The organism is Streptomyces sp. NPDC006384 (assembly GCF_042870695.1).
Taxonomy (GTDB): domain Bacteria; phylum Actinomycetota; class Actinomycetes; order Streptomycetales; family Streptomycetaceae; genus Streptomyces.
Genome location: NZ_JBIAHR010000014.1, coordinates 96,064 through 115,515, shown reverse-complemented (window position 1 = coordinate 115,515; position 19,452 = coordinate 96,064). Strand labels below are relative to the sequence as shown.

Genomic DNA, 19,452 nt, shown 5'->3' with positions numbered 1-19,452 from the left:
TGTCGAAGCGGAACGCCTCCACCCGCCCCCGCGCCCCCGCCCCGCGTCAGTGAGTGCACGGCCCAATATCACGCTTGTCGCTTTTCTACTGTGAGCAACTCCCCTTCTACAGAAAGACGTTGACGTTCCTTCACTTTGATTTTACTGTTCCCCGGTCGCATGTACATGATCACCTACTCGTAAGGAGTGGTCCCCGTGCAGCTCAACATCCCCAAGGCCTTCCGGAGAAAGGCGGCCCTCACCGTCACGGCCGCCATGGCGCTCGTCGGCTTCAGCGCGACCACGGCCTCGGCCAACTGGTCCAGCTACATCTCCAGCTGGACCGACGGTGACCGTTCTCGCAAGTGGACCGACTCCGGTACCTACAGCCAGGTCCAGTTCCGGAGCTGCTTCGCCCAGTACGGCACGACCGAGCAGGTCGTCGTCAAGATGTGGAAGATCGACACCTGGACGCCGAACGACAACCTCGGCAGCAAGACCTTCACCAACTGCTTCAACGGCTCCAGCTCCTGGTCCAACGGCCAGTGGACCAACGTGCCGACCGGTGAGCACACGCTGCAGTTCGAGGCCGACAAGGTCGCTCAGGGCGGTTCCTGCTGCCTGCTGAACGTGGCCGAGGTCTACGTCGACACCTCCCAGGCCGACTGACGCACGGTTCGAACGCCCTGCCCGCGGTGGTGCACGGAAGCAGCCCTTCCGTGCACCACCCGCTTCCGCCGGAGAGCACCACTTGAGAATTCGGACCCTCTTCCGTACGTCGCCCGCGTTCATGTGTCTGCCGATCGCCGTCGGCATCACGGTCCTGTACTACACGCAGGAGACGGCCGACCAGATCCGTTACTTCCCGTACCCGTGGGCCCCGCTGCTCGTCCAGCGGCCGATCGAGTACCTGGCGGCGCCCGCCTACGCCCTGGTCGCCGCCCTCGCCGCGTGGACCGCGGCGCGTGTGCGTGAAGCGGGTACCTGGCAGCTCGCCGCCCACCGTCCCACCTGGCAGGTGATCGCGCAGGCCCTCGTACCCGTCGTCACGGTGGGATGGCTGATGTTCCTCGCGTCCGCCGCCTGGGCCTTCACCGAACGCCCGACCTGGCCCACCCCCGCCAGCCTGGCCCCGCTGCTGCTCACCTGGGTCCTGACCGTCGCCTGGGCGGTGATCGGCTTCACCGTCGGCCACCGTGTGAAGCCTCTGATCGCCGCGCCCGTCCTCGCGTGCGGGGTGTTCGTCGTCGTGGCCTACCCGCACGCCGTACAGCCGTTCTACCTGCGGCACCTGTCCGGTGAGTACTTCGCCCACCTGGGCGTCGGCGAATCCGCGACCTTCGAGTCCATGGCCGCGCAGATGATGCCGACCCTGGGTGTGGCCGCCGCCGTGACCCTGGTGTGGGCTCGCTGGAAGCCGGTGGTGCGCATCGTGTCCGCCGCCGTGCTGGTGGTCGCCCCCGCCCTGGCGGGCTACAGCATCGTCAAGGACTGGGACTACAACCCGAGCGTCAACACCCACGTCGCCCTCGCGTGCCACGGCACCGAGCCCCAGGTCTGCCTGCCCGAGAACGGGGCGCACGATCTGCCCGAGGTGCACGCCCAGGTCGCCGAGGCATTCCGGATCCTCGACGCCTACGCCATCACCACCTCGCTGCCCAGTCGGGTGGAGGACCAGATGGCGTACGGGCGTTTCACCCAGCGGAACACCGGCCGCACGGTCTACATGCAGCTCGGCATCGCTCACCACAAGGGCGGCCTCGACCGCTCGATCGTCACCAGTGCCGTGCAGTTCGGATGCGACGCGGATCCGCATCTCGCCCGCACGATCCACTTCTGGCTGGAGAGCAAACTCGGCGGCATCACCCCGTACGCACGTATCGCGGCCGGGGACCCCTACTACACGCGTGCTCAGTACCGGGAGGCCGTCGCCACCGCCGAGCGCGTCTCGGGTCTGTCCACTTCCGAGCAGAAGCAGTGGTTCGACAGGACCAGGACCGCCGCCTGTGCGGGGCGGCCGTCGTGACCTGGTGGCTGAGGGTCCGGCTCGTCCCGACCGTGCTCATGAGCGCGCTGGCCGGCTACACGCTGTTGCTGCTCACCGTGCGGGACGGGACCGTGATCCTCCCGGCGATCAGCGTGAACGCGGGCAACACCGTGCCCCTGGCGTTCTTCCTGCCGCTGCTCGTCGCGGGGCCCCTCGCGCACTGCCTCGACTCCCGCCAGCCGCACGCCGAACTCACCGGCATCCGCCGCACCGCCTGGAGGGACACCGTGCTGGCGGCCGCCTCGACGGCGGCGGCGCTGGCACTGACGGGCCTGGTCCACGCCGTCACCTCCGCGGACGTCACCCTGCAGACGGGGCGCAACACGCTCTTCCTGACGGGTCTGATGCTCACGGCCCGCGCCGTGCTCGGGCGGGCCGGCATCGTCGTCCCGCTGGGCTGGGTGTTCGCCGTCATCCTGCTCGGCCGCCGCACCAGCAGCACCTTCCACTCCTGGGCCGTGACCGCCCTGCCGCCCGGCACCGGGCACGCCACGGCTGCGGCGGCCCTGTCGGTCACCGCAGGTGTCGCAGCCACCTTCATCACCGCGAGGAAACTCCCGTGACCCTCTCCTTCACCGACTGCACCTATCGCTACAAGCGTCGCAACCGGCCCGTACTGGACCGCTTCACCTACCGTCTGCACGAAGGTGTGACGATCCTCCTCGGTCCCAACGGCGCGGGGAAGTCCACCACCCTCCAGCTCGCCGCCTCCGTCCTCACCCCCCAGGCCGGTCGTGTCACCTTCGACGACCTCGACTCCCGGCGGCGCGCTTATCGCCGGCATGTCTCCTGGATGCCGCAGCACATCACCGCGGCCCCCGGCCTCACCTGCCGCGAACAGGTCGCCTACACCGGCTGGCTGAAGGGCATGAACCGCACCGACGCCTGGACACAGGCCCAGGAGGCACTCGCCTCGGTGAACATGACCGAGCACGCCGGGCAGAAGGCCGCCAAGCTGTCCGGCGGACAGCTCCGCCGCCTCGGTGTCGCCGCGGCCCTCGTCCACGACTGCCGCGTCCTGCTCCTGGACGAACCCACCGCCGGCATGGACCCCACCCAGCGGCGCGTCTTCCGCGACGTCATCGCCGCTGCCGCCGGCACCCGGCGGATGCGGGTCCTGATGTCCACCCACGACGTCGCCGACCTCGCCGAGGACGCCGACCGCGTCACCGTGCTCGCCGACGGCCGGATCCAGTACGACGGCGACGCCGCCGGCTTCCTCGCCCGGGCACCGCACGGCACCCCTGCCGGGCGTCTCGCGGAAGCCGCGTACACCCACTTCGTCCACTCCGCCTGAAGCGGCGTACCGGGTAAACCTGAAGCCGCGCCCCGGTACGCCTGAAGCGGCGTCCGGGGACACGGCACCGGTCCCTCCGGGATTCCCCTCGGCGTCAGATGACGCCCTGGGCCAGCATCGCGTCGGCGACGCGCTCGAAGCCGGCGATGTTGGCACCGGTCACGTAGTCGCCGGGGGCGCCGTAGCGCTCGGCGGTCTCGTGGCAGGTGGTGTGGATGTCGTTCATGATGTGCGTCAGCTCGTCCTCGACGCGCTCCGCCGACCACGACGTACGGGCGTGGTTCTGGGCCATCTCCAGGGCGCTGACGGCGACGCCGCCCGCGTTCGCCGCCTTGCCGGGGCCGAAGGCGACGCCCGCGCGCTGGAGGAGGTGGACGGCCTCGGGGGTCGTCGGCATGTTGGCGCCCTCGGACACCGCCTTGACGCCGTTGCGGATCAGGGTGGCGGCGTCGTTCTCGTCCAGTTCGTTCTGGGTGGCCGACGGCAGCGCGATGTCGGCCGGGACCTCCCAGACCCGTCCGCCGGGCACGAAGCGCGCGGAGGCGCCCCGGCGCTCGGCGTACGTGTCGACGCGGCCGCGCTCGACCTCCTTGACCTGCTTGAGCAGCTCCAGGTCGATGCCCTTCTCGTCGATCACGTAGCCGGACGAATCCGAGCAGGTGATGGCGTTGGCGCCGAGGGCGGCCAGCTTCTCGATGGTGTAGATCGCGACGTTGCCGGAGCCGGAGACGACGGCCGTCTGGCCCTCCAGGTCCTCGCCGCGCTCACGGAGCATGGCCGCCGTGAAGAGGACGTTGCCGTAGCCGGTGGCCTCGGGGCGGATCAGCGAGCCGCCCCAGCCGGCGCCCTTGCCGGTGAGGACGCCGGCCTCCCAGCGGTTGGTGATCCGGCGGTACTGGCCGAAGAGGTAGCCGATCTCCCGGCCGCCGACGCCGATGTCACCCGCGGGGACGTCCGTGTGCTCGCCGATGTGCCGGTACAGCTCCGTCATGAACGACTGGCAGAACCGCATGACCTCCGCGTCGCTGCGCCCGTGCGGGTCGAAGTCGCTGCCGCCCTTGCCGCCGCCGATGCCGAGGCCGGTGAGGGCGTTCTTGAAGATCTGCTCGAAGCCCAGGAACTTGATGACGCCGAGGTTCACGGAGGAGTGGAAGCGCAGGCCGCCCTTGTAGGGGCCGAGGGCGCTGTTGAACTCGACGCGGAAGCCGCGGTTGACGTGGGTGCGTCCCTGGTCGTCCTGCCACGGCACCCGGAAGATGATCTGCCGCTCGGGCTCGACCAGACGCTCGATGAGGCCCGGCTCGGCGTACTCGGGGCGGGCGGCCACCACCGGTGCGAGCGTCTCCAGCACCTCGTGGACGGCCTGGTGGAACTCCGGCTGGGCCGGGTTGCGGTGCTCGATCTCGGTGAGCAGGTGGTCGAGCGTGGTCTTCGACTCGGATGGCGTCGTCACGGAAGCCCTTTCTGGCACGGCTGGCACCGGGAACCGGCAGGGGCGGGTGCGGCTCGCTCCGCTCCGCTCCGGTCCAGTTGCGAGCGCTCGGCGCCGTTGCCGCGCGCGGGACAGCGGCCGTTCTCACGTGGTGCGGGGACCCTCGGGCGAAAACGGCCGACTCTCCAGTGTTACTCCTGTGTAAACGGCAAGGCCAGACGCCGGGCCCATTTCGTCCACCATGTGAGACCTGCGTCGCTCGCCCGTGCGGAGTCACGGGGAGGCCGGTCACTCTCCGTCACCGGCGTCCGGCGGGGCGGGGCCGCGGTCGAAGGTTGTGATCGCGGTGCGCAAAGCGCGTAGCGATTCCGTGTGTGGCCGCGATGGACCAGGTGACTCCCAAAAGCCCAGGTGAGCGTTGTGCCAGGCTGAGGGAATGACGGATTTCGGGGGTGGCGCTGGGGCGCCGGTACGGCGCTCCCGGCTCGCCGACTACGCAGAGACGACCCGACGGCCCGGCCGACCGGAGACGGCTCCCCGGCTGCCCGGCCCCGGGGCCGCTGGGGGACCGCCGCGCACACCGGGCCGCCGGGACGGGGTGCGTCCGGGCTTCGATCCCTCCGCGGAGGAAGCGAGGGAAGCGGAGGAAGCGGCGGCGCGGCGCAGGGAGTTCGCCGCGCTGCTGGAGACCTTCCGGGACACCGCGGTACTGGTCCCGTTGCGGGACGACGGCTGGCTGACCGCCGACTTCGGCGGGGTGCGCTGGATCCTGGCCTTCTCCGACGAATCGGCGCTGGCCCGCTACGCGCTCGCCCGCGACGAGGCGCACCTGGAGTGGCCGTACCGGACGGTGCTCGGGGCGAAGCTGCTGGACGCGGCCGTGCCCCGGGCGGGTGTGCCGTGCGGGGTGGCGCTGGACGCGGCCGACGGCGCCGAGCACGCGGTGCTGCTGCCGCCGGTCGTGGGCGTGGTGCCGGACGCGTACGCCGTGGACCGGGCGGCGGCCGGGGGTGCCTCGTGGTGACCGGGGGCGGCGACGGCAAGGACCTGGCGGCGATCGGCCTCGACGACATCGCCAAGGGGCTGACGCTCGCCCTGGGCGAGCTGAAGGAACTCGGCATGGTCGGGGAGGCCGGCGCGGGCCGGGGCTTCGGCGACGTCGCCCTGTCCGGTCTCGACCTGGGCGCCGAGGGCCTCGCCGGCACCTTCGGCTCCTTCTGCGAGCGGTGGGAGTGGGGCGTGCGTTCGCTGATCTACGAGGGCAACGGCTTCGCGATCAGGACCGGGCTGGCCGCCGGGACGTACTACGAGACCGACCAGTACGTGGAAGGCGCCCTGAAGGTCGGCGTGAACTCCCTGATGGGCAATCCGCACGCCTCGGAGGAGGAGATCACCGGCAAGGACTGGGGCGAGGTCCTGTCGGACAACCCGTTCACCCAGGTCAGGGACGCCGACTACAGCAAGGAGTCCTTCGAGCGGGCGTGGGAGAACAGCGCCCAGGGCTGGCGGGACGCGGGCCGGGACGTGATGACCTCCGAGAGTCTCGGCCTGCCGGGCGTGGGCCCGCAGTCGGTGCGCGAATCGCTCGGGGTGACGGACGCCCAGTACGAGCAGATGCTCGACTCCGCCTTCGGCCCCTCGCCCGAGGAGCGCGCCCGTGCCCAGGGCGGGGGTGAGGGCTGATGGGCGTCCTCGACGACCTCGGCAACGGCCTCAGCAGCGGCTTCGGCAAGCTGAAGGACGGCGTCAACCACGGTCTGACGATCGTCGAGGACGGTGTCGACGCCGGCAAGAAGGTCCTCGGCGAGGGCATCGACTGGGGTACCGACCGGCTCGGCGACGGCCTCGACAAGGTCGGTCTGGAGGACGCCGCGGACGCGGTGGAGGACTGGGGCGACGAGGTCGCCTCCGACCTCGGCGCCACGCCCGGTGAGCAGCAGCTCGGCCAGACCGAGGAGGCGAACGAGCTCGTCCACGGCAACCCGGAGAAGATCCGGGCGAGCGCGAAGCACCTGCGGGACTTCTCGACCGCGTTCGACAAGGTCGGCTCGGGCATGAGGAAGGTGGACTCCGCCGGCTGGCGCGGCGAGGGCGGCGACACCTTCCGCGAGAAGTTCGGCGTCCACCCCGCGAAGTGGCTGCACGCCGCCGACGCCTGCGAGACGGCGGCGACGGCACTGGAGACCTACGCGGGCACTGTCACATGGGCGCAGCAGCAGGCGCGGGAAGCGATCGAGCTGTACCGGCGGGGCAAGGAGGCCTCCGAGAAGGCCGTCGGGGAGTACAACGAGCAGGTCGACGCGTACAACGCCAGGATCAGGGCGGACCAGGACCCGGGCCCGGTCCCCCCGCCCTTCCACGACCCCGGCAGGGAAACGATCCGGCAGGCCCGCGAGAAACTCGCCGAGGCGCGCAAGCAGCGCAACACCGCCGCCGCCGACGCCGAGGCCGGTATCAGGAAGGCCCTGGCGCACGCCCCCGCCGAGCCGCCGCCGCTGGAGCGCATCGGCAACAACGTCGTCGACGGCTTCGTCGCGACCGGCGTCGAGCTCAACCACTTCGCGGGCGGCGTGATCAAGGGCACGGCCGGTCTGGTCACTTTCGCCCGGGGCCTCAACCCGGTGGACCCGTACAACCTGACCCACCCGGCCGAGTACCTGCAGAACGTCTCGTTGACGCTGTCCGGTCTGGTCTCCACGGCGGCCCACCCCGAACGGGCCCTGAACGCCGCGGTCGAGGGCTTCAAGAAGGACCCCTCGGAGTTCCTCGGCCGCCTCGTCCCCGAACTGATCGGCACCAAGGGCGCGGGGCTGCTCCGCGGCGGGGTGCGGATGGCGGCGCGGGAGGGGCTGGAGACCGGTGCCGGGAGCGCTCTGAGGGAGGGCGCCGAGGTGGCGGGGCGCTCCCGTTCCCCCTTCGGCGAGAGCGCCCTGCACTCCGGCTCCATGGACGCCCGGTCCGCCCGGGAGTTCCTCGACGAGCAGTACGGCGGTCTGGGCCGGCCGGAATCACCGGGCAGCGGCTTCTCCTACCAGCCGCACGTCCCGGACGACGTGTGGAGCGGGCTGAGCACCGAGCAGCGTCATCAGGTGGCGGCCGCGGAGCTGGAAAGAGGCGCGCGCTCCTTCGCGGACCCCGACGCCGCCATCTCCTACGGCCGGGACAACTGGAACCGCTACGTGGAGGAACTGCCGCCGGAGTCGCGCCAGGCGCTCCGGGACTACACCGGCGAGCCGCCCTACAAGGGCGCCCCGGGTTATGCGACGTACCAGGAGATGAACGGCTTCCTCCGGGGTGAGGCGGAGCTGGGCACCCCCGAGGTGCTCGACAACATCCGCGAGGTCGACAGGGCACTGGCCGGGAACCCGATTCCCGAGGACGTCATGGTCGTGCGTGGCAGCGGCGTCGGCCACCTCGACTTCGAACTGCCGGAGGACCTGGTCGGGCGGACGATCACCGATCCCGGCTACACATCGTCCTCACTGGGCAACCACCCGGTTCCGAGCTTCGAGGGCAAAGACGCGATCCTGCGTCTGCGCGTCCCGGAGGGCACGCACGCCGCGTGGGTGGAGAAGGTCAGCGACTTCGGCGTCACGGAGCGGGAACTGCTGCTCGGACGTGGCACGAGCTACAAGGTGACGCGTGCCTTCACGGACGAGAACGGACAGATCCAGATCTACGGCGAGGTTCTGCCCCGTGATTGACTGCCCGCCGTACGACCGGCCCGAGTCGTCCGCACCGAGCAACCCGCCGCACCAGCCGATCAGGAAAGACACCAGCAGCATGAGCTCCGAACACTCCGACCGCCGGTCCAACCCGCGCTTCGCCGAGAGCGTCGGCGGTCACATCGTGCCGGGAGGGCCGCCGCGCTACACGGGGCACACCGGCCGTCCCGTGCAGCACGTGGCGTTCGCGAACGCCGAGGGGGAGGTGCTCGGCTACGTGTGGGCGAACGACGACGACGACGCCGCAGGCGTGAAGGTCCGCGGCGCGGCCGGTCATGTCGCGGCCGGCGCGGCCGGCGCCTGGGCGCTGCGTCTGCATGCGGCCAAGGAGCGGGGTCTCGCCCCGACCCGGGCCCTGGCCGAGATGCTGGCCCAGCCGTCCTCCGCCGGAGGGTCCCACATCGTGACGGACTCCCTCGCCCGTGCCGAGAGCCTCGCCGTGCTCGACGACCTCACCGGACGGACGTGGCGCAGGGACACCGTCAAGAGCGGAGCGACGGCGACGGTCTTCGGTCTCGCCATCGGTGACGCCCTGGGATATCCGGCCGAGTTCCTGGACATCGCCCAGCTCACCAGCCGGTACGGCTCCTGGCGGCGTCTCGAGCTGCCCGTCCGTGCCGGCGTCGCCCGCGTCTCGGACGACACGCAGATGACCCTGGCGGTGGCGGGGGCGCTGGCGGACGTCACGGCACGAGCCGACTCCACGCTGACGGCCGCGACGTTCGAGCCCGCCCTCCGTGCCCGTTTCGTGGCCTGGCTCCGGTCACCGGACAACGACCGCGCTCCCGGGCGGACCTGCCTGGACGCATGCGCGGCCCTGGAGAGCGGGGTTCCCTGGCCGGAGGCCACCGTGCCGGCGTCCAAGGGGTGCGGGGCGAACATGCGGGTGGCGCCGGTCGGCCTGGTGCCCGGGCTGACGGCGGAGCAGCGCGCCGGAGCGGCCCAACTGCAGGCCGCGCTGACCCACGGCCACCCCACCGCGCTCGCGGCCAGCGACCTCACCGCACACGCCGTGTGGCTGCTGACGCACAACTGTCATCCCTCCGAACTGCTTCCGCGGCTGCGTCACTACGCCCGGGCCGCACGGCGGACGTACCACGGCGACTGGCTCGGCGACCTGGCCCTCCGGGCGGGTGCAGCCGATCCCGCCGCCTTCATCGCGCACGGCTGGGACGAAACCCTCGCGTGTCTGGACACGGTCGCCCACGCCCTCGCCCACCCGGACCCGGAGCGCGATCCCTGCGAGGTGGCCGGTGCCGGCTGGGTGGCCGAAGAGGCTCTGGCCGTCGCCCTGTACTGCTTCCTGCTCTTCCCCGACGAGCCCGTGGCGGTCGTCCGGCGTGCCGCGTTCTCCTCCGGTGACTCGGACTCCGTGGCCGCGCTGGCCGGAGCCTTCGCAGGCGCGTGGAAGGGCGGCGCGGCCTGGCCCGGGGACTGGGTGCGCGTCCTCGAGTACCACGACCGGGTCCGCCCCCTCGTCGCGCCCTGGGACTCGGGCAGTCCTCGAAGCCACCGCGGTACGCCGGGACGCGGGGCGTGAGCCGCCCCGCGCAGCTGGCCGCCGACTGGCTGTGCCGGACCTACAACGGCCTCGTCGAGCTGGCGTCCCCCGATGTCGTGCACGAGACCTCCGCGGCCTGGCTCCTCGGCTGCCGGTCCGTGGCACAGCCCGGTTTCCCGCGCACCCCCATGCTCGCGGCGTCGGTCGTCGTACCGAAGTACGGCTGTCTGCCGTACCACCCGGCACCCCACGCGCCTCTGGCCGATCTGGAGCCCGCCCCGAATTGGCAGTACACCGACCGACTGGTGTCCCAGCCGCGCAGACTCAACGTCCGCGGCCGGGTCACCGCACTGCACCACCGCGTCGACCGGATCACCGTGTCCCCCCTGCCGTGGGCGCCCGGCCACGAAGCCCCGGGATGGTGGGGCAGGCTGGCCAGGCGCTACTTCCCGCGGTTCGAGGAGACGGCGGTCGGCGACTGGGACGACGTCATCGGCGCCATCGCCGGCACGGGGCCGGATTCCCGGGGACTGGTCTGGATCCGTCGTGAGATGAGCGGTCAGGAGATCACGGGGCATCTCGTCTACGTCCACAACAACGGCGGCCAGGTCGTCTTCCTCGACGCGATGACCGCGTCCCTGGCCAGGCTGGAGACCGAAGGCGTCCGCGAGCTCCGTCTGCTGCGCTCGCCGCCGGGAGCCCCGGAGCGACCGGACCCCGGCCTCCGGAGCCGGCCCGGCTTGTCCGGGGGCGGCTGAACCGGAGCGGCCGGTCCGCGGGGCGCTGTCGTACGGGTGGTCTAGGCTTCCCGGCCGTGACCACCACCTTGATGACATATGCCGGTCCGGTCGACGACCACGCGCCGGTGACACGCACCGGCGGGGTGCCGCTGGTGCCGGCCGGGTTCGACTGGCCGCGGTGCGCGGCGTGCTCGGGGCCGATGCAGTTCCTCGCGCAGCTGCCGGCGGGCGTCCCCGCCGCCGCGGGGGACGAGGCGGACGAGTACGTCCTGTCCGTCTTCATGTGCCAGAACGATCCAGGGCTGTGCGACGAGTGGGACCCGGCCGAGGGCGGCAACCGGGCGCTGCTGTTCCCCCGCGCCGGACTCGTGCCCGCCCCGGTGCCGGCGGAGGGCGAGACCCTGCTGCCGGAGACCTGCGGCATCGACCGCACGACGCTCGACGCGGTTCCCTACTCCGAGGCACGCGAGGACTGGGCACAGGCTCACGGCCGTCCCCTGCGGGACGTCCTCGGCCAGCTGGGCGGCGTTCCGTCGTGGCTGCAGCACGACGAGACGCCGGAATGCCCGTCGTGCGCGCGGCCGATGGCTTTCACGGCCCAGCTCGAGGAGGGACGCGACCATCGGACGGCGATGAACTTCGGTGGCGGTGGCTGCGGTTACGCCTTCGCCTGCGCGCCGTGCGGGGAAGGCGCGTTCCTGTGGCAGTGCTGACCGGCCGCCCGCCGGGACGCCGGTAGCGCTGAGGCGCCGGGTCCGCTGAGGCGCCGGGTCCGCTGAGGCGCCTCAGCGGACAATGGTCCGGACCACCCCCTTGCCCCCGCCTCCCTCTCGCCGCAAGCTCCCCTCATGGAGCTGGAGTTGCGGCATCTCAGGACGGTCCGGGCCATCGCCGACGCCGGCAGTCTCACCAGGGCGGCGACGGCGCTCGGGCTCGCGCAGCCCGCGTTGAGCGCGCAGCTCAAGCGGATCGAACGGGCCCTGGGCGGTGCGCTGTTCGAGCGGAGCAGGCACGGGGTGCGGGCCACGGCGCTGGGGGAACTGGTGCTGGAACGGAGCCGGATCGTGCTGCCCGCGGTGACCGAGCTGCAGCAGGAGGCGGCGCGGTTCGCGCGGGCCCCGCGCACCGCACGGCACCTGCGGCTGGGCGGGACGCACGGGCCCCTGCTGGGCGCCCTGGTGGACCGGCTGGCGGACGTGGCGCCGGACGCCCGGATGACGACCTGCACATCGTGGTCGGAACGGGAGCTGGCCGGGCAGCTGGCGGACGGGCGACTGGACTTCGCGCTCGCGGGGACCTGCGGTTCCGCCGCTCCGCCGGGGACGGCGGAACTGGTGTGGCGGGAGGTCGCCGTCGACCCGGTGTTCGTGATGGTGCCCGCGGGGCATCCGGCCGCCCGGCGGGCCGAGGTGGACCTGACCGAGCTGGCGGACGAGGAGTGGGCCTGCGTGCCCGGTGACGGCTGCTTCGGCGACTGCTTCACCGCGTCCTGCACCCGCGCCGGGTTCACCCCGCGCCGCATGTACGAGACGGACACCGCGTCCCTGGTGCACCTCGTGCAGGTGGGGCGGGCGGTGGGCCTGTGCCGGGCGACCTTCCCGACGACGCCCGGCATCGTCACCCGGCCGCTCACCGGCACGCCGCTGGCCTGGCGGCACCTGCTGGGATGGCACGCGGTGACGGGGCGGCCGGACATCGCCGCGACCGTGCTGGCGCAGGCCCGCATGGCGCACGCGGAGGTGGCGGCGGGCAGCGACAGCTACACGGAGTGGATGGCGTCCCACCGGGTGCCCTGACCCGCCCGCGCCCGTTCCATAACGCCGGGGAGAGGGCCGGCCGACGTCTTACGGCGGCCGGCCGGCCCTCCCTACGGTTTCGGCACCTCTCCACCGAGACCGAGGAGATCCCCCATGCCCCACCGTCACCGACACACCAGAGCCGTGGGCGCCGCCGTCGCCGCGACGGCCGCCCTGCTCGTGGCCGGGCTCAGCGGCTCCGCGAGCGCCGGCCCGGCACCCGGTGCGCCCTCCCCCACCGCCCCCACCGCCGCGCAGACCCTGCGCACCGACGCCGCCCCGCCCGCCCTGCTCGACGCCATGCAGCGCGACCTCGGCCTGGACCGGCGGCAGGCCGAACGCCGCCTCGCCAACGAGGCCGACGCGGGCGCCGTCGCGGGCCGGCTGCGGGCCGCGCTCGGCGGCGACTTCGCGGGCGCCTGGGTGCGGGGTGCCGAGTCCGGCACGCTGACCGTGGCGACGACCGACGCGGCCGACGTCGCGGCGATCGAGGCGCAGGGCGCCGCGGCGAAGGTCGTACGGCACTCGCTCGCCGAACTGGACGCGGCCAGGGCGCGCCTGGACCGGGCCGCCGCACAGCGGGGCAGGGACGCCGCCGACGCGCCGGTGCGGTACGTCGACGTACGGACGAACACGGTCACCGTGCAGGCCCTGCGGCCGTCCGCGGCCCGCGCCCTCCTCGAAGCCGCCGGTGTCGACGCCGGGCTCGTGCGCGTCGAGAGGACGGCCGAGAAGCCCCTCCCCCTGTACGACCTGCGGGGCGGCGAGGCGTACTACATCAACAACAGCGGGCGCTGCTCGATCGGTTTCCCCGTCACCAAGGGCGCCCAGCAGGGCTTCGCCACCGCCGGCCACTGCGGACGGACCGGGGCGAGCACCACCGGGTACAACCGCGTGGCGCAGGGCACCTTCCAGGGTTCGACCTTCCCGGGCCGTGACATGGCCTGGGTGGCCGTCAACTCCCAGTGGACCGCGACCCCGTACGTCAGCGGCGTCGGCGGGCAGAACGTCCAGGTCACCGGGTCCACCCAGGCGCCGGTCGGGGCTTCCGTGTGCCGTTCCGGCTCCACCACCGGCTGGCACTGCGGCACGATCCAGCAGCACAACACCAGCGTGACCTACCCCGAGGGCACCATCTCCGGCGTCACCCGCACCACGGTGTGCGCCGAGCCCGGCGACTCGGGCGGCTCGTACATCTCCGGCAGCCAGGCGCAGGGCGTCACCTCGGGCGGCTCCGGCGACTGCCGCAGCGGCGGCACGACGTTCTTCCAGCCGATCAACCCGCTGCTGCAGAACTACGGCCTCACCCTGAGGACGTCCGGTGACGGCGGCGGCCCCGAGGAGCCGCCGCCGGGCGGCACCTGGGCGGCCGGCACCGTCTACCAGCCGGGCGACACGGTGACGTACGGCGGCGCCACCTACCGCTGTCTCCAGGGCCACCAGGCCCACGCGGGCTGGGAGCCGCCGAACGTCCCGGCGCTGTGGCAGCGCGTGTGAACGGCTGAGCGACCCACGGGGGACGACGGGGGACGGGCCCGGGTGCGCGCGAGGGCGAGCACCCGGGCCCGGTCACGCCGCTGGCCCGGTCACGCCCGTGACCCGCTCACGCCCGCAGGAACGCCAGCACCGCCAGCACCCTGCGGTGCGTGTCGTCGGCCGGGGGCAGGTCGAGCTTGGTGAGGATGCTGCCGATGTGCTTGCCCACGGCCGCCTCGGAGACGACGAGCCGGCGGGCGATGGCGCCGTTCGACCTGCCCTCCGCCATCAGCGCCAGCACCTCCCGCTCGCGCGGGCTGAGCCGCTCCAGCGGGTCCCGGCGGCGGCGCAGCAACTGGCGTACCACCTCCGGGTCGACGACCGTGCCGCCGCCGGCCACCTCGGCCAGCGCGTCGACGAACTCCTCGACCTGGCCGACCCGGTCCTTGAGCAGGTAGCCGACGCCCGTGCCGTCACCGGAGTCCAGCAGGTCGGCGGCGTAGGACCGCTGGACGTACTGGCTGAGGACGAGGACGGGCAGGGTGGGGCTCTGCTCCCTCAGCCGCACCGCCGCGCGCAGCCCTTCGTCCTGGAAGCCGGGCGGCATGCGGACGTCGGTGACGACGATGTCCGGGGCGTGTTCCTCCACGGCCGCGACGAGCGCCTCCCCGTCCCCCACGGCCGCCACGACCTGATGGCCGAAGCGGCCGAGCAGCCCGGTCAGGCCGTCCCTCAGCAGGACGCTGTCCTCGGCCAGCACTACGCGAAACGTTCGCTCCACTCGCAAGGAATCTCCACGCGCAACAGGGTCCCTCCGCCCGGCGGGCTGGACAGGGAGAGTCTGCCATCCAGGACCGACACCCGGTCGGCGAGCCCGGTGAGCCCGCTGCCCGCCCCGGCCTCGGCGCCACCCCGGCCGTCGTCGCGGATCTCCAGGCGCAGCCGTCCGTCGCGGTGTCCGCCGGTCACCTCGGCGCGGCCGGCGCCGCTGTGCCTGGCGACGTTGGCGAGGGCCTCGCAGACCACGAAGTAGGCGGCGGCCTCGACCGCCTGGGGCAGCCGTCCGGGCAGTTCCAGGCGTACGTCCACGGGGACGGCGGAGCGGTCGGCGGCGTCCTCGACGGCCGCCGCCAGGCCGTGGTCGGCGAGCACCTTGGGGTGGACGCCGCGGATCAGCTCGCGCAGCTCCTCCAGTGCCCTGCCCGCCTCCTCGTGGGCCCTGGCCAGCTGGTCGGCGAGCGGCCCGGGCGGGGCGTCGAGGCGGGCCAGGCCGAGGGTCATCGTCAGGGCGACCAGGCGCTGTTGGGCGCCGTCGTGCAGGTCGCGTTCGATACGTCGGCGCTCGGCCTCGAAGGCGTCCACCAACCGGACGCGGGAACGGGTGAGTTCGACGACGCGGGCGTCCAGGTCGGCCTCGCGCGGGGAGCCGAGGAGGACGCGGGTGAGGGCGGCACGCGCGCCGGCCGCCAGGCCCAGCGCGTAGCCGCCCAGGGCGAGCAGGAGCAGTCCGAGCGCCGCCGCGCCGAACGCCCCCGGCCAGGTGGTGACCGTCCACTGCTTGAGGACCTTCGCCTCCTCGCCGCCGCCGACGGTGGCCATCAGCAGCGGTGTGGCGACGGTGGCGAGCGGCAGGGCCAGGGCGGTGGTGACGACCAGGGCGTCCACCGGCCACAGCACACAGGCGTGCAGCAGGGCGTGGCCGAGCTCCCGCCAGGTCGCCCGTTCCCGCAGCCGGGTGACCAGCCAGGGCCAGGGGCCGGTGGCGGGGGGCTGCCGCCGGTGCCGTACCGGCACGGGGTCGCGGTCGACCAGGCGCAGCCGGTGGCGTTCCGCCCGGGCCACGGGGATGCCCACGAGGGCGGTGAGCACCAGGAGCGGCAGCCCCACCACGACGACGGCGAGGACGCTGCCGAGAGCGACCGCGGCCACGAGGACCACCAGGGTCACGGCACCGGCGAGCGCGCCCGTCACCAGGTAGGCGACCGCGCGCCAGGGCCACGCCGACAGCAGGTAGCCGGGGCCGGACACGGCCTGCCACACATTCCGGGGATGCATGCGGTTCACCGTAGAACTCCCGTACGGGGCACGGCCATCGGCCCAGGACGACCGTCGGGGGTATGGCCTGCCCCACCCCACGTCTCGCCCCTGCCGCACTGCGCCGGGGTGCCCGTCGGCGGTTGGGTGGAGCCACCGACGAGAAGCCGCCCCGCCCCGGACGCGGGAGGCCCGACGAGGAGTGGGGACACATGGACGACGACGCGATCCGGTTGCGGTCCGTCAGCAGACGGTACGGCGCGGGCGGCAGCGCCGTGACGGCTCTCGACGAGGTCTCCCTCGCCTTCCGCCGGGGCACCTTCACCGCCGTGATGGGCCCCTCCGGCTCGGGCAAGTCGACGCTCCTGCAGTGCGCCGCCGGCCTGGACCGGCCCACGTCGGGTTCGGTCGCCGTCGGCGGCACCGAACTGACCGGGCTGAGCGAGAGGAAGCTGACCCTGCTGCGCCGTGAGCGCATCGGCTTCGTCTTCCAGGCGTTCAACCTGCTGCCGTCGCTGACCGCCGCGCAGAACGTGGCCCTCCCCCTGCGCCTGGCCGGCCGCCGCCCCTCCCGGACCCGGGTGCGCGAGGCGCTGGCCCGGGTCGGTCTCGCCGACCGCGCCGGGCACCGGCCCAGCGAGCTGTCGGGCGGCCAGCAGCAGCGCGTCGCCCTGGCCCGTGCCCTGATCACCCGCCCCGAGGTGCTGTTCGGCGACGAGCCGACCGGCGCCCTGGACTCCCGCACCGGCCGGGAGGTGCTGGCCCTGCTGCGCGGCATGGTCGACCGCGAGGGCCAGACCGTCGTCATGGTCACCCACGACCCGGTCGCCGCGTCCTGCGCCGACCGCGTGCTCTTCCTCGTCGACGGCCGGGTGGACGGCGAACTGACCGGCGCCGGCGCCGACGCCATCGCCACCCGCATGACCCGGCTGGAGGCCGCCCCGTGCTGACCGTCGCCCTCCACTCCCTGCGCACCCGCTGGACCACCTTCACCGGCAGTTTCGTCGCCCTGTCCCTGGGGGTCGCGCTGCTCACGGTGACGGGACTGGCGCTCGCCTCCTCGCTGGACGCGCCCGACCGCGCCCCGGAGCGGTTCGCCGCCGCGCCGGTCGTGGTCCGGGGCCAGGACACCCTGCGGGTGTCCACGCCGATCGGCGACCGTACGCAGCGGCTCGCCCGGCCCCGTGCCGTGCCCGTCGAGGCCGTCGCCGAGCTGCGGCGCCTCGGCCGGGTCGTCGAGGACCGGTCCTTCCCGGTGCGCGCCGAGGGTGCCCCCGCCGGCCTGGTGGGCCACCCGTGGTCCACCGCCGCCTTCGCCCCGTACGCCATCGACGCGGGCCGCGCGCCCCGGGCGGCCGGCGAGGTCGTCGTCACCGGCGGCTGGGCGGCGCCCGGTGAGCGGCTCCGCACGGACCGGGGCGTCGTCGAGGTCGTGGGCACCGTGCCCGGCCGCGGCTTCGAGAACGCCGTCTTCTACACCGACGCCCAGGCCGCCCGCCTCTCCCCCGTCAGCCTCCAGCTCGTCGTCGACGCCGATCCGTGGGCGGTGCGGGACGCGGTGCGCGACAGCGCGGGCGTGCGGGTGCTGACCGGCGACGACCGCCGCTACGCCGACGCCGATCCCGACCGGGACGACGAGGCGCTGACCGCGATGAACTCCCTGTTCGGCACGGCCGGCGGGGTCACCGCCTTCGTGTCGGTGTTCGTCGTGGCGTCCACCTTCGCCTTCGCGGTGGCGCAGCGGCGACGGGAGTTCGGGCTGCTGCGCTCCGCCGGGGCGACTCCCGGGCAGGTCCGCCGGCTGGTGCTGGCCGAGGCGCTCGCGGTGGGCGTGCTCGCCGCGGCGGCCGGCTGCGCGCTCGGCTCGTACGGCGCCCCGCACCTGGCCGAGTGGGTGGCCGGCGAGGATCTGGCACCGGCCTGGTTCCGGATCGGCGACCACACGTGGCCGTACCACCTGGCCTTCTGGACGGGGCTGCTCGTCGCCCTGGGCGGCGCGGCCGCGGCGTCCTGGCGGGCGGGGCGGACCGCTCCCGCGCAGGCGCTGCGCGAGGCGGCCGTGGACGCCGGGGCGATGACGCGGGGACGGTGGCTGTTCGGCGGGGGCCTGCTGCTGACCGCCGTGGTGACGCTCGTCCTCCTCCTCACCGGCGACCCCGGGGAGCTGCTGCACCGCAAGACGTACGTGGTCCGGCCGATGCTGCTGATCACCGCGGTCGCGCTGCTCGCCCCCGTCGTGGTGCGCCCGCTGACCCGGCTGCTGGCCTGGCTGCCGGCCCGTCTGCCGGGCGCGACGGGCATGCTGGTGCGGGAGAACGCCTCCGCCGGGGTGCGCCGCACGGCCGCGGTCGCGGCACCCGTACTGGTGACGGTCGCCCTCGCGGGCTCACTGCTCGGTGCCACCGCGACGCTGAACGCGGCCGGCGCCGCCGAGACACGCGACCGGACCACCGCCGGCTTCGTGGTCACGGCACCGGACGACGGCGGCTTCGACGCGGCGACCGTGGACCGGCTGCGCGCGGTGCCGGGGACGGCGGCCGTCTCCCCGGCCGCCTCGACCGCCGTCCACGTCCTGGAGGAGGGCGTGGCGCTGATCAGGTCCGACGCCCGTGCCGTCGCCGACGCAGCGGCCCTGGCGGCCACCACCCGGCTGCCGCTCGCGGCGGGGAGGGCCACCGACCTCGACGACGACTCGATCATCGTCAACGAGGAGTGGGAACGGCACACCGTCGGCGAGCGCGTGCGGGTGTGGCTCGGCGACGGCACCGAGCGGACGCTGCGCATCGCCGCCGTGATGACCACCGGCACCGGCGACAACGGCGCCTACGTCACCTCCGCCAACGCCCCCGGCGCCGCGGTCGACCGGGTGGACGTCACCGTCGCGGCCGACGCGGACGCCGGTGCGGTGGCGGACGGGCTGCGCGACGCGGTGGGGCCGTCCGGCGGTCAGGTGTCGAGCAGGGACGAGTGGGTCGCGGCCACCTACCCGCAGACCAACGGCACGACCCGGGCGGGCCTCCTCCTGGTCCTCGGCATCGCCCTGCTCTACACCGTGATCTCCCTGGTCAACACCATGGTGATGGCCACCTCCGACCGAGTGCGCGACCTGGCCGTACTGCGGCTGGCGGGGGCGACCAGGCGGCAGATGCTGAGGCTGGTGGGCGCGGAGTCGCTGACGGCGGTCCTGGTCGGCGCGGTCCTGGGGCTGGTCGTGGCCGGACTCAACCTCGCCGGGATGTGGGGGGCGCTGCGCCTGCTGTCGGTGCACAGCAGCCCCGACCTGCCTTGGACCGCCCTCGCCGGGGTCGTCGGGACTTGCGCGGTACTGGCCGTCACCGCATCGGTGATACCGGCGGGCCTGGCCCTGAGGCGCCGCGCGGTGGAATTTGCGGGAGTACCGGAGTGACCCCTGGCCCTGCGCAGGA

The 19,452-nt window shown here is 73.5% G+C and carries 17 protein-coding genes; 14 read left to right on the top strand and 3 right to left on the bottom strand.

What is annotated here, in order from left to right; genetic code table 11:
- Window positions 1–195: 195 nt before the first annotated feature.
- From ACFYOJ_RS20690 to ACFYOJ_RS20675, 4 genes are all read left to right on the top strand, one after another.
- On the top strand, window positions 196–648 hold the full coding sequence (locus ACFYOJ_RS20690; RefSeq protein ID WP_356552714.1) for a hypothetical protein: 453 nt from the start codon (window positions 196–198) through the stop codon (window positions 646–648).
- 82 nt (window positions 649–730) lie between these two features.
- Window positions 731–2,005 carry a hypothetical protein gene (locus ACFYOJ_RS20685; RefSeq protein ID WP_356552715.1) on the top strand — a complete coding sequence of 425 codons (1,275 nt, stop codon included), beginning with the start codon at window positions 731–733 and terminating at the stop codon, window positions 2,003–2,005.
- Complete coding sequence (locus ACFYOJ_RS20680) at window positions 1,957–2,589, top strand: hypothetical protein (protein WP_388597459.1); 633 nt, start codon at window positions 1,957–1,959, stop codon at window positions 2,587–2,589. Before ACFYOJ_RS20685 ends, ACFYOJ_RS20680 begins: the two co-directional genes overlap by 49 nt.
- Window positions 2,586–3,323, top strand: coding sequence for an ATP-binding cassette domain-containing protein (locus ACFYOJ_RS20675; RefSeq protein WP_356552717.1), 738 nt, complete (start codon window positions 2,586–2,588; stop codon window positions 3,321–3,323). The genes ACFYOJ_RS20680 and ACFYOJ_RS20675 overlap by 4 nt, the downstream gene beginning before the upstream one ends.
- 94 nt (window positions 3,324–3,417) lie before the next feature.
- Here the strand turns inward: ACFYOJ_RS20675 and gdhA are convergent, their stop codons facing one another.
- Window positions 3,418–4,776, bottom strand: a complete 1,359-nt coding sequence (gene gdhA / locus ACFYOJ_RS20670) for an NADP-specific glutamate dehydrogenase (RefSeq protein ID WP_356552719.1) — start codon at window positions 4,774–4,776, stop codon at window positions 3,418–3,420.
- 415 nt (window positions 4,777–5,191) lie between these two features.
- Here gdhA and ACFYOJ_RS20665 point away from each other — a divergent pair, with 415 nt between their 5' ends.
- The 8 genes from ACFYOJ_RS20665 to ACFYOJ_RS20630 all read left to right on the top strand — a co-directional run bounded on the left by ACFYOJ_RS20665 (window position 5,192) and on the right by ACFYOJ_RS20630 (window position 14,014).
- Window positions 5,192–5,779, top strand: coding sequence for a hypothetical protein (locus ACFYOJ_RS20665; protein WP_356552720.1), 588 nt, complete (start codon window positions 5,192–5,194; stop codon window positions 5,777–5,779).
- The gene (locus tag ACFYOJ_RS20660; protein ID WP_356552721.1) at window positions 5,776–6,438 is read left to right on the top strand and encodes a hypothetical protein; all 663 of its coding nucleotides are present in this window, start codon (window positions 5,776–5,778) and stop codon (window positions 6,436–6,438) included. The genes ACFYOJ_RS20665 and ACFYOJ_RS20660 overlap by 4 nt, the downstream gene beginning before the upstream one ends.
- A complete protein-coding gene (locus tag ACFYOJ_RS20655) occupies window positions 6,438–8,459 on the top strand; it encodes a putative T7SS-secreted protein (RefSeq protein ID WP_356552723.1) in 2,022 nt (673 codons plus the stop codon). Before ACFYOJ_RS20660 ends, ACFYOJ_RS20655 begins: the two co-directional genes overlap by 1 nt.
- A 460-nt stretch (window positions 8,460–8,919) precedes the next feature.
- Window positions 8,920–10,020 carry an ADP-ribosylglycohydrolase family protein gene (locus ACFYOJ_RS20650; protein WP_356552870.1) on the top strand — a complete coding sequence of 367 codons (1,101 nt, stop codon included), beginning with the start codon at window positions 8,920–8,922 and terminating at the stop codon, window positions 10,018–10,020.
- Complete coding sequence (locus ACFYOJ_RS20645; protein WP_356552725.1) at window positions 10,017–10,739, top strand: toxin glutamine deamidase domain-containing protein; 723 nt, start codon at window positions 10,017–10,019, stop codon at window positions 10,737–10,739. Before ACFYOJ_RS20650 ends, ACFYOJ_RS20645 begins: the two co-directional genes overlap by 4 nt.
- Before the next feature lie 56 nt (window positions 10,740–10,795).
- Window positions 10,796–11,434 carry a DUF1963 domain-containing protein gene (locus ACFYOJ_RS20640; RefSeq protein WP_356552727.1) on the top strand — a complete coding sequence of 213 codons (639 nt, stop codon included), beginning with the start codon at window positions 10,796–10,798 and terminating at the stop codon, window positions 11,432–11,434.
- A 135-nt stretch (window positions 11,435–11,569) separates the two neighbouring features.
- Window positions 11,570–12,517: a LysR family transcriptional regulator gene (locus ACFYOJ_RS20635; RefSeq protein WP_356552729.1), complete on the top strand. Its 948-nt coding sequence runs from the start codon at window positions 11,570–11,572 to the stop codon at window positions 12,515–12,517.
- A gap of 114 nt (window positions 12,518–12,631) precedes the next feature.
- A complete protein-coding gene (locus tag ACFYOJ_RS20630; RefSeq protein WP_356552730.1) occupies window positions 12,632–14,014 on the top strand; it encodes a carbohydrate-binding protein in 1,383 nt (460 codons plus the stop codon).
- Between the two features lie 106 nt (window positions 14,015–14,120).
- Here the strand turns inward: ACFYOJ_RS20630 and ACFYOJ_RS20625 are convergent, their stop codons facing one another.
- Complete coding sequence (locus tag ACFYOJ_RS20625) at window positions 14,121–14,753, bottom strand: response regulator transcription factor (RefSeq protein WP_356552872.1); 633 nt, start codon at window positions 14,751–14,753, stop codon at window positions 14,121–14,123.
- Window positions 14,753–16,048, bottom strand: a complete 1,296-nt coding sequence (locus ACFYOJ_RS20620; RefSeq protein ID WP_356552732.1) for a sensor domain-containing protein — start codon at window positions 16,046–16,048, stop codon at window positions 14,753–14,755. The genes ACFYOJ_RS20625 and ACFYOJ_RS20620 overlap by 1 nt, the downstream gene beginning before the upstream one ends.
- A gap of 191 nt (window positions 16,049–16,239) precedes the next feature.
- Between ACFYOJ_RS20620 and ACFYOJ_RS20615 the strand changes: the two genes are divergently transcribed.
- Together ACFYOJ_RS20615 and ACFYOJ_RS20610 are read left to right on the top strand one after the other, a co-directional pair.
- Window positions 16,240–16,977, top strand: coding sequence for an ABC transporter ATP-binding protein (locus ACFYOJ_RS20615; protein ID WP_356552733.1), 738 nt, complete (start codon window positions 16,240–16,242; stop codon window positions 16,975–16,977).
- On the top strand, window positions 16,971–19,433 hold the full coding sequence (locus ACFYOJ_RS20610; protein ID WP_356552735.1) for an ABC transporter permease: 2,463 nt from the start codon (window positions 16,971–16,973) through the stop codon (window positions 19,431–19,433). The genes ACFYOJ_RS20615 and ACFYOJ_RS20610 overlap by 7 nt, the downstream gene beginning before the upstream one ends.
- The last annotated feature ends 19 nt before the right edge of the window (window positions 19,434–19,452 follow it).

Bases quoted from the DNA above. Each gene is read 5' to 3' on its own strand.
- ACFYOJ_RS20665 (WP_356552720.1), top strand. From the start codon at position 5,192: ATGACGGATTTCGGGGGTGGCGCTGGGGCGCCGGTACGGCGCTCCCGG.
- ACFYOJ_RS20655 (WP_356552723.1), top strand. From the start codon at position 6,438: ATGGGCGTCCTCGACGACCTCGGCAACGGCCTCAGCAGCGGCTTCGGC.
- ACFYOJ_RS20620 (WP_356552732.1), bottom strand. From the start codon at position 16,048: ATGCATCCCCGGAATGTGTGGCAGGCCGTGTCCGGCCCCGGCTACCTG.
- ACFYOJ_RS20615 (WP_356552733.1), top strand. From the start codon at position 16,240: ATGGACGACGACGCGATCCGGTTGCGGTCCGTCAGCAGACGGTACGGC.
- ACFYOJ_RS20630 (WP_356552730.1), top strand. From the start codon at position 12,632: ATGCCCCACCGTCACCGACACACCAGAGCCGTGGGCGCCGCCGTCGCC.
- ACFYOJ_RS20635 (WP_356552729.1), top strand. From the start codon at position 11,570: ATGGAGCTGGAGTTGCGGCATCTCAGGACGGTCCGGGCCATCGCCGAC.